The sequence below is a fragment of the Dickeya ananatis genome (assembly GCF_019464615.1).
Lineage (GTDB): Bacteria > Pseudomonadota > Gammaproteobacteria > Enterobacterales > Enterobacteriaceae > Dickeya > Dickeya oryzae.
Genome location: NZ_CP040816.1, coordinates 1,477,478 through 1,491,966 on the forward strand (window position 1 = coordinate 1,477,478; position 14,489 = coordinate 1,491,966).

At 54.6% G+C, this 14,489-nt stretch carries 12 protein-coding genes; 6 read left to right on the plus strand and 6 right to left on the minus strand.

What is annotated here, in order from left to right; translation table 11 throughout:
• Position 1: 1 nt before the first annotated feature.
• Positions 2-517, plus strand: coding sequence for an NAD(P)H-dependent oxidoreductase (locus FGI04_RS06420; RefSeq protein WP_407336452.1), 516 nt, complete (start codon positions 2-4; stop codon positions 515-517).
• A 205-nt stretch (positions 518-722) separates the two neighbouring features.
• Here the strand turns inward: FGI04_RS06420 and FGI04_RS06425 are convergent, their stop codons facing one another.
• Complete coding sequence (locus FGI04_RS06425; protein WP_407336453.1) at positions 723-1,271, minus strand: GNAT family N-acetyltransferase; 549 nt, start codon at positions 1,269-1,271, stop codon at positions 723-725.
• A 116-nt stretch (positions 1,272-1,387) separates the two neighbouring features.
• Here FGI04_RS06425 and FGI04_RS06430 point away from each other — a divergent pair, with 116 nt between their 5' ends.
• On the plus strand, positions 1,388-3,721 hold the full coding sequence (locus FGI04_RS06430; protein ID WP_407336454.1) for a penicillin acylase family protein: 2,334 nt from the start codon (positions 1,388-1,390) through the stop codon (positions 3,719-3,721).
• A 24-nt stretch (positions 3,722-3,745) separates the two neighbouring features.
• Here FGI04_RS06430 and FGI04_RS06435 read toward each other — a convergent pair whose 3' ends face one another.
• Positions 3,746-4,654, minus strand: a complete 909-nt coding sequence (locus FGI04_RS06435; protein WP_407339941.1) for a helix-turn-helix transcriptional regulator — start codon at positions 4,652-4,654, stop codon at positions 3,746-3,748.
• Between the two features lie 126 nt (positions 4,655-4,780).
• Here FGI04_RS06435 and FGI04_RS06440 point away from each other — a divergent pair, with 126 nt between their 5' ends.
• Complete coding sequence (locus tag FGI04_RS06440) at positions 4,781-6,202, plus strand: MFS transporter (RefSeq protein WP_407336455.1); 1,422 nt, start codon at positions 4,781-4,783, stop codon at positions 6,200-6,202.
• Between the two features lie 97 nt (positions 6,203-6,299).
• On the opposite strand, the gene tpx is transcribed toward FGI04_RS06440, so the two are convergent.
• Together tpx and mpaA are read right to left on the minus strand one after the other, a co-directional pair.
• Positions 6,300-6,803 carry a thiol peroxidase gene (tpx, locus tag FGI04_RS06445; protein ID WP_012884420.1) on the minus strand — a complete coding sequence of 168 codons (504 nt, stop codon included), beginning with the start codon at positions 6,801-6,803 and terminating at the stop codon, positions 6,300-6,302.
• Between the two features lie 56 nt (positions 6,804-6,859).
• Positions 6,860-7,591, minus strand: a complete 732-nt coding sequence (mpaA, locus tag FGI04_RS06450; protein WP_342701081.1) for a murein tripeptide amidase MpaA — start codon at positions 7,589-7,591, stop codon at positions 6,860-6,862.
• Between the two features lie 302 nt (positions 7,592-7,893).
• On the opposite strand from mpaA, the gene FGI04_RS06455 reads away from it, so the two are divergent.
• Positions 7,894-9,474, plus strand: a complete 1,581-nt coding sequence (locus FGI04_RS06455; RefSeq protein WP_342701302.1) for a peptide ABC transporter substrate-binding protein — start codon at positions 7,894-7,896, stop codon at positions 9,472-9,474.
• 141 nt (positions 9,475-9,615) lie between these two features.
• Positions 9,616-10,593 carry a zinc transporter ZntB gene (gene zntB / locus FGI04_RS06460; protein ID WP_253000796.1) on the plus strand — a complete coding sequence of 326 codons (978 nt, stop codon included), beginning with the start codon at positions 9,616-9,618 and terminating at the stop codon, positions 10,591-10,593.
• Positions 10,594-11,002: 409 nt separating this feature from the next.
• On the opposite strand, the gene ttcA is transcribed toward zntB, so the two are convergent.
• Positions 11,003-11,944 carry a tRNA 2-thiocytidine(32) synthetase TtcA gene (gene ttcA / locus FGI04_RS06465; RefSeq protein WP_407321510.1) on the minus strand — a complete coding sequence of 314 codons (942 nt, stop codon included), beginning with the start codon at positions 11,942-11,944 and terminating at the stop codon, positions 11,003-11,005.
• Positions 11,945-12,098: 154 nt separating this feature from the next.
• Entirely contained in the window at positions 12,099-13,643 is a 1,545-nt protein-coding gene (locus tag FGI04_RS06470; RefSeq protein ID WP_407321509.1) for a pesticin C-terminus-like muramidase, read from the minus strand.
• A gap of 94 nt (positions 13,644-13,737) precedes the next feature.
• Here FGI04_RS06470 and FGI04_RS06475 point away from each other — a divergent pair, with 94 nt between their 5' ends.
• Positions 13,738-13,995, plus strand: a complete 258-nt coding sequence (locus FGI04_RS06475; protein ID WP_407321508.1) for a hypothetical protein — start codon at positions 13,738-13,740, stop codon at positions 13,993-13,995.
• The last annotated feature ends 494 nt before the right edge of the window (positions 13,996-14,489 follow it).

The following is a 14,489-nucleotide window of genomic DNA, read 5'->3' on the forward strand; positions in this document are numbered from 1 at the left end:
AATGAAAACAGCAGTATTAGTTTTTCACCCTACTATTAATCAATCACGCGTAAATTCAGCCCTGGCCAACGGTATTGAAAACCTGTCAAACGTGAACGTGCGCTATGTGTACTCGCTTTATCCTGACAGAAACATTGACGTAATGGTCGAGCAGGCGGCATTAGAAAATACAGACCGGATCGTTTTGCAATTTCCTATGCAATGGTACAGCACCCCCCCGTTGCTCAAGCAATGGCTGGATGATGTTCTTACCTATGGCTGGGCTTATGGTAGCGAAGGTGAAGCGTTGCTCGGAAAAGAACTGATGCTGGCCGTTTCACTCGGTGGGACTGAATCGGCTTATCAGGCTGACGGGGAAATAGGACATACTGTTGGCGAATACTTGCTTTCATTTGAATCGATCGCGAAATACACCGGTATGTCATATATCACCCCCTTCATTACGGGTGGCAGCATGAATATCAGTGATACAGACATTGATGCACAGGTCGCACGCTATCGCACTCTACTGGCTTAATTCTGCGTTTTACACTGCTGCCTTATTTTTTAATAAGGCAGCTAATATGCCCCCCGCAACCTGACATACTATGGCGGTAATTAAATACGTCTATGATGGCCTTCGATGCTCATGGTGGCTCTGCGTCATGAGCACCTGCGGACACACAGCACACATCAATCTGGGCAAAACTCAACGCTGCCGGTGTTATCAACACCGACAAACATCAATGAGCCAGCACATCTCCCGGAATAAGCGAATAGAGCGCGGCGGTGACCGGTTGGTCATGAATGATAATCCGGTTTCGCAGCAACCCTTCGAAATGAGCGCCGACTTTTTCCGCGACCTGACGGCTGGCGTGATTTTCCTCGGCGGCGATGATTTCCAGTCGCGTCAACCCCAGCGTGCCGAAACCAAATGGCACCACTTCTCGTAGCGCTTCAGGAACGACCCCTTGGCCCTGTGCAGACTGGCGAACCCAATAACCAATATTGCCGAGTCGGTAGGCTTTGCTGATATTGTTGATGGCGATGGAACCCAACAGATCGCCAGTAGTACGGTCGGTGATCACCAGATCAAAGGCGGTGCCTTCACGGCGTAGCTGTTCGCAGAAGGTTATCCAGCTTTGTGCCATTGGCAGATCGTAATCGGGCACGCACCACGGTAGCCAGCGTCCTACGGATTCTATCGATTCACGGATGGCGTCAAATAGCGCGACGTCGTCAGAAGGCATGAACGGGCGCAGACTCAAACGCTCGGTTAGCAGTGGGAACATATCACCTCCAGAAAATCAGCCTGGCGGATACAGGATGATACAAATGATAATGCAACAGTTTTTGGCCCCACGCTATGGTCATTAACGCTCACCTGAATAATGCGGGAGAATAGATTGTGCGTATCAAAAACTGGCGAAGGCTGACGGTTGGCGCGTTGTCGCTGGGGGGCGTGCTGGTGATAGCGCTGGCTGCCACCGTATGGTGGTTACTGCGCCAGAGTTTACCCCCGATAGACGGTGAGTTACGCGTCCCTGGGTTGCACACCGCTGTGACGATCGACCGGGACGATGCCGGTGTGCCGATCATCCGGGCTAACGATCGCCAGTCAGCCGCCTTCGCGCTGGGGTTTGTCCATGCGCAAGACCGCTTCTTCCAGATGGACTTGCTAAGACGCAATGCCGCAGGAGAACTGGCGGCGCTGGTAGGTGCGGCGGCGTTACCGTTGGACCGGCAGCATCGGTTGTTCTTGTTGCGCCAGCAAGTGGCCCGAAACTGGCAGGCATTGCCCGTTGAGCAGCAGCAGACCTTGCGCAGTTATGCCGATGGGGTCAATGCCGGGCTGAGTAGCCTGAAAACGCGTCCGTTTGAATATTGGTTGCTACGCGTTAAGCCGCAAGTCTGGTTGCCGGAAGACACCTTGCTGGTGATCGCCTCCATGTATTTTGATTTGCAGGATAACCAGTTTGGTCGGGAGTACGCCCGTGGCTGGATTGCCAGCCAGAGTACGCCGGAACAGGCTGATTTTTTGTTGCCGGATGCCAGCGTATGGGATGCGCCGTTGGCAGGCCAGCTGCCGCCTTTTTCGCAAGAACCGGCTACGCCGCCATCGTGGTGGGGGCAGTCTGGTGGCAAGACTGGGGCGTCAGTTGGCGGCCAGGAGCAAGCCAAAGGCAGTAATGGCTGGCTGGTGAGCACCGCCGGGAAGGCGATACTGGCTAACGACATGCATCTTGGCTTGAGCCTGCCGACGATATGGTATCGCGCACAGCTTATTTACCCGACGGAGGCGGGCACACTGCGCCTGACCGGATTTTCTCTGCCCGGTGCGCCTGCTATCGTCAGTGGCAGTAATGGGGTGATTGCCTGGGGTTTTACCAACAGTTATGTCGATACCTTTGACTGGGTGAAACTGGATCATCAGGAAGGCCATCAACGCACGGTGCAGGAAACGCTGACAGTCAGTCATGGCGAGCCACAGACGATGACCGTGCAAACCAGCGACTGGGGGCCGGTGGTCGATACCGGACAAGGACGCATGGCGATGCATTGGGTACTCCAGTTGCCGGGCGCGCTGGATCTGTCGCTGATGTCGCTGGCAGAAACACACTCCGTGCCAGACGCGCTGGCTGCGGGGCAGCGCGCCGGTCTGCCAGCACAAAACCTGTTGGTGGCGGATAACCGAGGCCATATCGGCTGGACGCTGGCTGGCGTACTGCCGGACCGCCTGATGCCCGGCAGGCAGAACACGTTCCCCCTGGTTGATCTGGCGCAGGCGCGCTGGCGTGAACGTGGGTTACCCCCCGAGTCCTATCCTGAAATCATCGACCCGCCGCAAGGCGTCATTGTTGCTGCCAACAACCGTATGCTGTTTGATGATCAGGGGGAGCGGCTCGGGGATGGCGGGGCGGACCCCGGTGTGCGCGCATCGGCGATTCATCAGGCGTTGGGGGCGGTCAGCCAGCCAGATATTGCCGCGATGCACCGGATCCAACTCGATAACCGCGCACTGCTGGCGGCCAGCTGGCGTGACCGGTTGATGGAGTGCATGAATGCCTCTGCGCCTGACTCGATGGCCGATTACACCGCAATCAAAACGTTATTACAGCAATGGGATGGTCAGGCATCGGCCGATTCTGTGGCGTACCTGTTGCTGAATCGCTGGCGTGAGGCGCTTTACCAACACCTGTTCGGCACATTCGATCAACAACTGTCGCAAGCGTGGCCGAAGGCCAGTTACCGGGCAGCTAACCCGCGCTGGGATATGACGGTACAACAGCTCATGCGTGATGAGGCCATTTTGTGGGTACCGAAACCGGCGAAGAACTGGTGCCAGCTTTCGTTACAGCAACTGGAAACGGTATGGCGGGATAACGGCGAGGGCCACCGTCGCTGGGGGGATGAGAATCAGAGCCACATCGCTCACCCGCTGGCGTCGTCACTGCCGTTGCTGGGCCGTTTGCTGCAAGCGCCGGTATACCCGCTATCCGGAGACAACAACGTGCCACACGTCAATCGCCCGACGTTTGGCGCGTCGGAGCGGCTGGTGATATCGCCGGGTGATGACGCTGGCGCGACGTTGAGCCTGCCGGGGGGGCAGAGTGGGAATCCGCTCAGTCGCTGGTGGCTCGATGGGTATCACCGCTGGATAAGCGAAGCGCAGACACCGTTATTACCGGGTACCGGCACCCGACAATTGCGACTGAAACCGGCTGACAGCGCTCAGCTTTAATGCGGGCGAGGGGACCGGTAGCGTTTATGACGAATGCGGTGCATCGCCAGGTGGCGGCAGTTGCGCCAGCTGTGCCAATTGCGCGCTATCCTGCTCGCTGGCAGGCATGTAGACCAGCAGCCGGTCACCGCTGCGCGAAGCGCTCCACCAGTTGATTTGCCGCAGGGTGAAAATACCCAACGAGGGATGACGAAATCGTTTGATTTTATCATCCACGCCTTGCACCTCGTAACGCTGATACCACAACTGACGAAACTCGTCCGAAGCGTTCAGATAGCGCTGTAGCTGTGCTTCCCACAGCGGTTCCCCGGCATGCTCGGTCATCTGGGCGCGAAACATCGCCACCAGATTGGGCAGTAAATCCTGCTGATCGACCATCCTTTCCCGCCAGTTCGGGTGCGTCAGCGCCAGCCAGATGCAGTTACGATCTTCCGGTGCCAACTGATGCAGGTCGATATCCAGCAACCGGCACCAGGTAAGGTTAAACCCCAGGATGACGAAGCGCGCATTAACGATCACCGCCGGAAGCGGGTTGAGTTGATCGAGAATGCGTTGGCTGTCGGCGCTGATTTTCTCGCAACTGGCCTGAGCTGAGGGGGAAAATGGCAGCCCGGCCAGCATAAACAGATGTCGGGTTTCGGCTTCATTGCATTGCAGGGCATTGGCTATCGCCGTGAGCGTTTTAGCCGAAGCGCGAATCTCACGGCCTTGCTCCAGCCAGGTGTACCAGGTGATACCCACATCGGCCAGCAGCGCCACATCTTCGCGGCGCAGCCCCGGCGTGCGCCGCTTGCGGGGAATGGAAAGCCCCAGGCGCAGCGGGTCAAGGCTTTCACGTCGTGCGCGTAAAAACGCCCCCAGCCGTTTACGGTTATCCGGTTGTAGTGGCGTAACCCGGGAGTCAGCAGCAGGAACGGGTGTCGGCATAACCATAGCAATCTCCAGATGGGGGAACATGACAGACAGGTAGTTTTTATACCAGGATAAACAGGAACTGGTACCCGTTTAAATTATCGATAATGCTAACTACCTCACAGAATTAACACAACGGGTACTGCGATGAAACAGGTTTCACTTTCACAGGGGCTTACCGGCATCGGTCTGATGGTATTGCTGACCGGCCAACTGTTGCCGATGATCGATTTTTCGATCGTCAACGTCGCACTGGAAGCGATCGCCCATTCACTGTCTGCCAGCCCGGCTGAGCTGGAGCTGGTTGTGTCGGTGTATGGTGTGGCGTTTGCCGTCTCTCTGGCAATGGGCGGGCGGTTGGGGGACAACCTGGGCCGACGCCGGGTGTTTCTGACGGGCGTAGCCGTGTTCGGCGTTGCGTCGTTGTTGTGTGGCATCGCCCAGTCGGTATGGGTGCTGCTGGCGGCCCGCGCCTTGCAAGGTGTTGGGGCGGCACTGGTGGTGCCGCAGATTCTGGCGACGATTCATGTCTGCCTGCGAGGGCGCGAGCATGCCCGGGCGTTGGGGCTTTACAGCGCGATTGGCGGGCTGGCGTTTGTGGTCGGACAGGTGTTAGGCGGATTTTTAATTCAGTTAGATATCGCCGGTTATGGCTGGCGGAGCGTGTTTCTGGTCAATCTGCCGGTTTGCCTGTTGGTGTTGTTGGTGGCACCGTCACGCCTGCCGGATACCCGCGGTGAAAAACCGGTGGCGTTGGATTTACCCGGTACCGTGCTGTTGTCATTAGGGTTAGCCAGCCTGTTGTTTCCGTTGGCATTGGGGCCAATCTGGCACTGGCCGTTGAGTTGCGTGGCGGTATTGTTGAGCAGTCTGCTGTGGTTTGCGTGGCTATGGCGGGTAGAAAACCGCCAGCCTGCGCCGTTGCTGCCACCGGCGTTATTCCGGTTACCGGGGATCCGTTTTGGCTTGTTGCTGGCGTTACTGTTCTTTTCCAGCTGGAGCGGGTTCATGTTTGCGGTGGCGTATACCCTGCAATCCGGCGCGGGCTTTACCCCGTTGCAATCGGGTAACAGTTTTATCGGTCTGGGATTGTCTTATTTTGTCTCATCGCTGTTTAGCGGCCGCCTGCTGACCCGTCTGGGGAACAGAAGTGTGCTGCTGATCGGGTGTGCTATCCAGATGAGCGGCCTGGCGTTGTTGATGGCGTCGCTCGCCTGGCGCTGGCCGGTATCGGTGCTGCAATTACTGCCCGCAACCATGATGATTGGGTTTGGTCAGGCGTTTATCGTCAGTAGCTTCTATCGGATTGGCATGTCTGACGTGCCGACGCAGCAGGCAGGGGCGGGCAGTGCGCTGCTTTCTACCATGCAACAGGCATCACTGGGGCTGGGGCCTATCGTACTGGGTACCGTGCTGGTGCATGTGTTGCACGCCAGCGGCGGGCATTTTGCCAGCGCACTGACAGCGGCATTGATGGCGGAATGGGTCGTCATGCTGGTGTTGGTGTTGTGCGCGCTGCGTAACCGACCATCACGCCCCGTGTCACAGACGGTGGCCTGTGGGGAATAAGCCCTGTCGGGTGGGTGATGCGCTGTTGGACAAGGTGAAAGCAGTAAAAAAATGCCAGTCAACAGACTGGCATTGTTCTGTGGATTATCGCCGGGATTTATTTCAGAACGGCGATGGCTGCATCGTAGTCTGGCTCGTTGGTAATTTCGTTTACCAGCTCGCTATGCAGGACATTGTCGTTTTCATCCAGCACGACAACGGCACGGGCGGTCAGCCCTTTCAGTGCGCCTTCGGCAATCGCCACACCGTAGTTTTCTTTGAATTCCGCACCGCGCAGTGTAGACAGAACTACCACGTTGTTCAGGCCTTCTGCACCGCAGAAGCGAGACTGCGCGAATGGCAAATCGGCAGAAACGCACAGGACAACGGTATTATCCAGGCTGGAAGCCAGTTGGTTGAATTTACGCACAGAAGCGGCGCACACACCGGTATCGATGCTTGGGAAAATGTTCAGGACTTTACGCTTGCCGGCGTAGTGGCTCAGCGCCACATCAGAGAGGTCTTTGGCAACCAGTGAAAATGCCGGTGCCTTGCTGCCCGCAGCCGGGAAAGATCCTGCTACCGGTACCGGGTTACCCTGGAAATGTACATTTGTTGACATGCTTACGTCCTTCTATCACAGGTGATTAACATGTCGATTAGTGTAGGGCAACATTATCAACATTGGTATAAAAAGTTATGGCTCAGTAACTGGGTCAGTGCTGGCAAATAGCGCTGAGTGGCACTGTCTGCGGCGATCACCGGTAATTCTGCCGTAATGCACAGCAACTGGCGTTCAGCACACCAACTGCCAAAGGATCCCGGTGTCGGATACCCCACATCGTCGACCAGCGGGAGCGAAAAGGTCTCCGACAGCCAGGTACCCAATGCGGAGTGTTGGGGGTCATCAATGCAGGCCAGCGGTTCATGAAACGACACCACCCATGGTGGCGATAAGTGTTCGATGAGACGGCACAGTGCCTGTGTTTCTGGCTCAGAACCAGGGCTACTGCCGGTCGATATCTGCACATCGCGCACCGGGGTATCGCTGCTCCAGCGGTAGACGGTGCCATCCGGCTGCCAGTTGGCGGTGGGGAAATTGCGATTGAGGTCAACACCGTTGGCATTCGCGCGCAACCCCAACTGGCACCCATCCGGATTGACCGCCAGTACCACATGGTGCGCCCGATTGCCGGGTGCCAGAGTGCGCAAGGCACACGAGAGTGCGACCACCGAGGCGGTTTCATCACCGTGCGTCCCCGCGAGGATCAATCCGCTGTGTTTTCCTGCGTTTTCCGCCGGGAACCACAGTAGCGGCGCACCGAGCCGGGAACGTCCGTACTCCTGACCCGGTGAGGTAAATCCCCCGCGCTCGGTACGAGGGCGCGGCATAAATCCGATATCTGTCATGGTGTTATCCTGACTGTTGCTGCGTTATATCGTCTGATAATAACAAAAAATTCGGGCTGGTCGCGTCGGTGAATCTGAATTGCGGGGCGCTTTGCAAACCGCTTTCGCGCTACTGGCTGGAAGGGCGGGTTTACGACTATGATAACTTCCAGCTTGATAACGATTTTTTCAGTAGGCACATGCCCAACATAATTCGAGCCATGCACTGCTACGGGGTGGCAGGACACGGCTCTTTGGTTAAAGGACACAACATGCAATTTCGTGACTCTGCAGTTTCCGTGAGCGTGCTTTGCGCCATACTGATGACCTCTCTGACTGGTGGGGCGAATGCGGCACAGGTTCCCCCCGGTACGGTACTGGCGGACCAGCAGCAGATCGTACGCCATATCAAGGATGAACCCGCTTCGCTGGACCCGATTAAAGCAGTGGGGCTACCGGAAATTCAGGTGATTCGCGATTTGTTTGAAGGGCTGGTGAATCAGGATGCGCACGGCAACCCGATTCCCGGCGTGGCTCAGCGCTGGCAGACTAACGATAACCGCACCTTTATTTTTACTTTGCGACCGGATGCGCGCTGGTCAAATGGCGACCCGGTCACCGCCAGAGACTTCGTTTACAGCTGGCGGCGGCTGGTAACGCCGCAGAATAACTCGCCGTTTAGCTGGTTTGCCCGAATGGCGGGAATCGTCAATGCCGATGAGATTCTGGCCGGTAAGTTGCCTGCCGATAAGCTCGGGGCTGTCGCGGTTGATGACCACACGCTAAAGGTGCAACTGAGCAAACCGGTACCGTATTTCATTAGCCTGATGGCCAATTTCAGCCTTTACCCGGTGCATCAGGCCACCGTGGAGAAATACGGTAACGAGTGGACTAAACCCGGCAATCTGGTGGGTAACGGCGCGTTTGTGCTTAAAGAGCGCGTAGTGAATGAAAAGCTGGTGCTGACCCCTAACGATCACTATTGGGATCACGCGAATACTCGCCTGACGCAAGTGACGTTTGTGCCTATCAATCAGGAATCTAACGCCACCAAGCGTTATCTGGCGGGCGATATCGATATCACCGAATCCTTCCCGAAAAATCAGTATCAGAAACTGTTGAAAGATCTGCCGGGGCAGGTGTTTACGCCAGAGCAACTGGGTACCTACTATTATGCGTTTAACACCCAGCGTGCGCCGACCAACGATGTACGGGTGCGTAAAGCGCTCTCTTATGCCATCGATCGCAAGATTATTGCTGAGAAAGTGTTGGGGACGGGGGAAAAGCCGGCCTATCGCTTTACGCCCGATGTCACCGCCGGTTTCAAGCCGCAACCGGGACAACTGCAACAGTATTCACAGGCTGAATTGGACATGCAGGCTAAAGCGCTGATGGCGGCCGCTGGTTATGGCCTGTCCAGACCGTTGAAACTGACGCTGTTGTACAACATGCAGGAAGTTCACCAGAAAATCGCCATTGCAATCGCGTCAATGTGGAAGACGAAGCTCGGTGTGGACGTCAAACTGGTGAATCAGGAATGGAAGACCTACATCGACAGCCGTAACACCGGTAATTTTGATGTGATACGCGCGTCCTGGATTGGTGATTACAATGAGCCTTCCACCTTCCTGTCGCTGCTGACTTCGAGCCACAGCGGCAATATCGCCCGTTTCAATAATGCCGACTATGACCGCCTGATGGCGGACACCGCCGGACAGACTGACCGGAAGATCCTCAACGAGGATTATAACCGCGCCGAGCAGATTCTGGCGGAACAGGCACCGATCGCGCCTATCTACCAGTACACCAACGGCCGACTGATCAAGCCCTGGGTTAAAGGTTATCCCATCACTAACCCGGAGGATGTGGCCTACAGTCACACGCTGTATATTCTCAAGCACTGATAAACGGGGCTGCCGGGTTTTATCGAGGGGTTATCCGGGTATCACGGTGCGCCGCTTTCCGATTGCAGGCCGGTATACAGGCAGTAAGATGTGCGTGGTGAACAAAGCAGGAGTGAAGTCAGGAGAGGAAGTGTGGACGTGATGGACAGTAACGCTATCCAGCATATGGGGGCGGTTTTTACCTATCAACTGGATGGACAGGGCGGCATTCTGCCGTTGGCAGAGAGTGGGCTGGGAGAGGACGGAGGGTTACCCGTCTGGTTGCACCTCGACTCGACACAATCGGCCAGCGTGCGCTGGTTGCACGAAACCACCCTGTTACCGGATAGCGTACGCAATGCGCTGGCGGGCGAAAGTGCCCGGCCCCGCGTGGTCCGGCTGGGCGAGGGTACACTGGTGACCCTGCGCAGCATCAACTACAACCCCAATGAGCGGCCGGACGAACTGGTCGCTATCCGGGTGTTTATTTCTGAGCGGCTGATTGTTTCTACCCGACGCCGCAAGGTCGCGGCGATCGACGAGGTAATGAGCGACCTGAAAGAGGGCAACGGGCCTGCCAACAGCGGCGACTGGATAGTGTCCATCGCTGAGGCATTAACCGACCACACCAGTGAGTTCATTGACGAGCTGCATGAGAAAATCATCGATTTGGAAGATGCGTTACTGGAACAGCGCATTCCACCGCGCGGTGAGCTGGCGCTGATCCGTAAGCAGCTGATTGTGTTGCGCCGTTATATGACGCCGCAGCGTGATATCTTCTCGCGCCTGTCCGGTGAAAAATTTAGCTGGATGCAGGATGACGATCGCCGTCGCATGCAGGAAATCGCCGAGCGCCTTGGCCGCGGGCTGGAGGATTTGGATGCCAGTATCGCGCGAACCACCGTTATTGCTGATGAAATTACCTCGTTGATGACGGATGCCATGAACCGACGCACCTATACCATGTCGTTGCTGGCGATGGTGTTTTTGCCCACCACCTTTCTGACCGGATTATTTGGCGTTAATCTGGGCGGTATTCCTGGCGCGAATAGCGGTATTGGTTTTGGCGTATTTTGCCTGATGTTGGTGTTATTAGTGGGCGGCGTTGCCTGGTGGTTAAAACGCAGTAAATGGTTGTGAGTGGCACGGTGGAATTATTGCGTGAAATATCACACAACCGGTGGCGGAGATAAAAACCATTGTCAATATTGAGCAATATCAACATTTTTGGCCCCCACCTGCGGCACTATGCATCCCGCAGGTGAATGCAACGTCAAGCGATGGGCGTTGCGCTCCATATTGTCTTACTTCCTTTTTTGAATTACTGCATAGCACAATTAATTCACACCATGCCGACGTTTCGTCGGCTTTTTTTTGCCTGTAATTTGACGATGTTGTTATCTGGGGTTGGCGTCGAAGACTGTCGTGTTTACGTTGAAACCAGCGATTAAACAACCATTGCAATAAAACGCAGGCTGGCAGTGAACGTATCGGCGGCCATCACACCGCCGATCAACCACTTGCGTTGTTAAATCGGTAAATGCGAAAACTAGCGAATCTCCAGCACGTCCAGACGTTCCAGTGGCCGGGTGTTATCTTCGTCATCTTCATCCGGCTGCCAGCCTGCGGGTTGTAGCGGCATTTCTTCACGGTCGAACGCTAAATCGCCGCCATCCACGACAGCACTGCCCTGACGGATCGATTTGAAATCGAACAAGGCGGTATCGCACAGATGCGATGGCACCGCATTTTGCATGGCGCTGAACATGGTTTCGATACGGCCGGGGTAGCGTTTATCCCAATCGCGCAGCATGTCTTTGATCACCTGACGTTGCAGGTTTGGTTGTGAACCGCACAGATTACACGGGATGATCGGGAACTGGCGTGCATCCGCAAAGCGCTCAATGTCTTTTTCACGGCAATACGCCAGGGGGCGAATAACGACATGCTTACCGTCATCGCTTACCAGTTTGGGTGGCATGCCTTTCAGTTTGCCGCCGTAGAACATGTTCAGAAACAGCGTTTGCAGGATGTCATCGCGGTGGTGGCCAAGCGCTATCTTGGTGGCACCCAGTTCGGTGGCAGTGCGATACAGAATGCCGCGACGCAGGCGAGAGCACAGTGAACAGGTGGTTTTCCCTTCCGGGATCTTCTCTTTCACGATGCCGTAGGTGTTTTCTTCCACAATCTTATATTCAACGCCGATACTGTCCAGATACTGCGGCAGCACATGCTCCGGGAACCCCGGCTGCTTCTGGTCCAGATTCACTGCCACCAGCGAGAAGTTCACCGGTGCGCTCTGCTGCAAATTACGCAGGATCTCCAACATGGTATAGCTGTCTTTGCCACCGGACAGGCAGACCATGATCCGATCGCCGTCTTCAATCATATTGAAATCGGCAATCGCTTCGCCCACGTTACGACGCAGACGCTTTTGTAATTTGTTGAGGTTGTACTGCTGCTTAGGTGTAACAGATTGATTTTCTGACATTTAACGGTAGCTCGTGTTCATGGGGCCGGTGCTCCAGCATTGCTGGGGGCTAAGTGTACCATTAAGTGCGTGCAAGGGGAGTCTGGTGGAAGGATAAACCTGATAATGGGTAACGTCAGGTGGCCGTTTAAGCGGCCACCTGCATCAGGAGGAGTTATATTCTCCCGTTATTAATATCATCCACTATTAGTGCGGCTTCCCTTCCTCTTCTGGTTGGGTATTTATCGTGGAAATTGTTTAGCTCTCTGACCAGCTCATCCCATTGCTGGTTTATTATAAATCCCCATGTTTTGGGCGTTTTCAGTTTTAAATTCCCATATTGATGTGCTAAATCTAAAATCATGGTTCGCGTATTTACAGGTAATTGTGAGAATTTCACACCTTTACTTTCGTTGTCAAACTCAGTTTCTAAGGACTGCAGTGATTTTTGAATATAGATATTTGATAGTATATTTATTTCATTTGAGGTTAATCTTAGTGGCATTTCTCGTATTTTCTGTAATGCACTTGTTTTCTTTAATTTCATGTAGGGTTTAAGCTTTTCTACAATGCTACTGGGTACACCATCGCGTATTAAATCTTTTGCTTCCCGCTGACCTAAGTCAATCCCCATTCCTATGGTTACTCCCGAATTTTCGACAGGAGTGCCATCTTTATTTAAAGGAACATACCCGTCAGTTCTCATACCTTCTGACTCCCTCAAGAAGGATATATCTATGTTGAATTCTTTAAGAAAGTCTTGATCCGATGATATCGGCTTATTTCCCGATTGATTAGAATTAGAAACAGTAGAGCGTGTTAATGGTACAGAAGGACTCACTGTTTGCTGTGCAGTACGAGCGACGGTTGCAGACGGTTGCGGTGTCTGCGCTGTAGGCCGTGATATCGGTGCTGATGTAGATGACCGTGTAGCCTGAGTGACTGTTGCCGGAGGTGTCGATACTGCTGTGTGGGAAGCCGGTTCGGTATTTTGAGATGCGTTAATCGCGTCAATTTGGGCCTGTGTGGTAACCATTCTATAAATGGTGTATCCGGGCCGAGCTGCTCGGTAATCAGAGCCGGGATAGAATCCGGGTTGATTGAAGTCAGAAATCCATTTGCTGCCGTCGTACATGGCAGCATGGCCAAATGGGTGGTCTTTTTTGATCCCAGCTTTTATATCCTGCTTAAACCCTTCCAGAATAACTATGTCACCGGGAAGCAGTTTGCTGCGGTCATATTCTTTTGATGGCCTAGGCATGGAGAATACGGCGGTAAAACCAGCGGCAATGAGTTTGGAACCAAGATCTTTCGCCGCAGGCGCTCTTTCTATTTTTGTTCCACCAGCCTGAATGGCATCTACAACGGCTCTGGCGCAATAACCTATAGATTCTTTTTTAGCTTTGCGTTGCAGCGAACTTATGGTGGTAGCAGGGTTCCAGGTTACCGTTGCAATAGGTTTAGGCGTCGATGCTGTTGCATTATTTGATAATGCGGCAGCAGCAGTCGGTGTTGACGAATCAGATGATGAGGTCGGTGCGATGGAATTAATCTTAACGTCAACTTCGACCGGCTTAACGTCGACAGGCGAAGCCTGAGATTCGCCAGGAACTGGTTTGGATTCAACGGCCTTACCTTTGGCTGCCTGTACCAAAGATGCCGATGCGGACGAGAGTAATCCCGGTACGGTGCCTGCCAGGCGCGACAACGGTGCTGCCATGCCGGACATCAGCTTACTTAACTGGCTTCCCGCGGCGGCGTAATCAGGTGCAAATGGCGCAGAGGCCGGTTCTTGCGGTGCGGCCGGTTCGGTGGTGGGCGCGGAGGCAGTCGGTGCAGGCGTCGGCTGGCTGGGTGGGGTGGTATTGGTTGCCGCAGGCTGTGTCGGTGCTTCCACAGGCGGCGTGGGCGTCTGTGGTGGGGAAAACTTAGGCAGCGGCGGAACCGTTGTCACCGGTGGCGTTGTAGGCGGTGTCGGTTGGCTGGCGGCGGCTGGCGCTGATGATGGCCGTGCGGATTCCGGTGCGGATGATCGAATATTGTCTGGCCCGGTTGCTGGCAAAGTAGAATAACCAGATGCTGTATTATTGGCTTCTGAGTTATTTTGTCGTGACTGGGAGTTTATTTCCGTTTTCTTCGTAAATGACCGCGTTTTTTTTATCACGACGAAGAGTTGTTTCCGGGTGGTGTTATTCTTTTTCATAGGCGTTTAATAAGCGTGTTAGCTGACGTCAATGATAAAAATTAACGCCAGCAGGATGAATGGGAAGCCGCTTCAGCGTTATTGCTCACTGAGGTGGATATATTTCAGCGTCATGAGAAGAACGATGGCGTTATATTATCGTTTGTGGCTGAATACACTATTCAGACGCGTTTGCTGGTGGCTCAGCAAACAGATAGGTAGGGTGGGGATAATCGATGGCCTTTGCCGATACGGATAATTATCCCCCGACTTGCCCCTTTTTCCTCTCATCGACGGGGGAGAACACTGCTATCCTGTGGACAGGACCCGGTGCCTGCATGCGTTGTGCGACAGGCCATGACAAGACACGGTATGGCCCTTGCC

Excerpts from the sequence above, each read along its gene's own strand:
- FGI04_RS06440 (WP_407336455.1), top strand. The coding sequence starts at position 4,781 with ATGAAACAGGTTTCACTTTCACAGGGGCTTACCGGCATCGGTCTGATG.
- mpaA (WP_342701081.1), bottom strand. The coding sequence starts at position 7,591 with ATGACAGATATCGGATTTATGCCGCGCCCTCGTACCGAGCGCGGGGGA.
- FGI04_RS06470 (WP_407321509.1), bottom strand. The coding sequence starts at position 13,643 with ATGGCAGCACCGTTGTCGCGCCTGGCAGGCACCGTACCGGGATTACTC.
- FGI04_RS06455 (WP_342701302.1), top strand. The coding sequence starts at position 7,894 with ATGACCTCTCTGACTGGTGGGGCGAATGCGGCACAGGTTCCCCCCGGT.
- zntB (WP_253000796.1), top strand. The coding sequence starts at position 9,616 with ATGGACAGTAACGCTATCCAGCATATGGGGGCGGTTTTTACCTATCAA.
- ttcA (WP_407321510.1), bottom strand. The coding sequence starts at position 11,944 with ATGTCAGAAAATCAATCTGTTACACCTAAGCAGCAGTACAACCTCAAC.
- FGI04_RS06425 (WP_407336453.1), bottom strand. The coding sequence starts at position 1,271 with ATGTTCCCACTGCTAACCGAGCGTTTGAGTCTGCGCCCGTTCATGCCT.
- tpx (WP_012884420.1), bottom strand. The coding sequence starts at position 6,803 with ATGTCAACAAATGTACATTTCCAGGGTAACCCGGTACCGGTAGCAGGA.
- FGI04_RS06435 (WP_407339941.1), bottom strand. The coding sequence starts at position 4,654 with ATGGTTATGCCGACACCCGTTCCTGCTGCTGACTCCCGGGTTACGCCA.
- FGI04_RS06420 (WP_407336452.1), top strand. The coding sequence starts at position 2 with ATGAAAACAGCAGTATTAGTTTTTCACCCTACTATTAATCAATCACGC.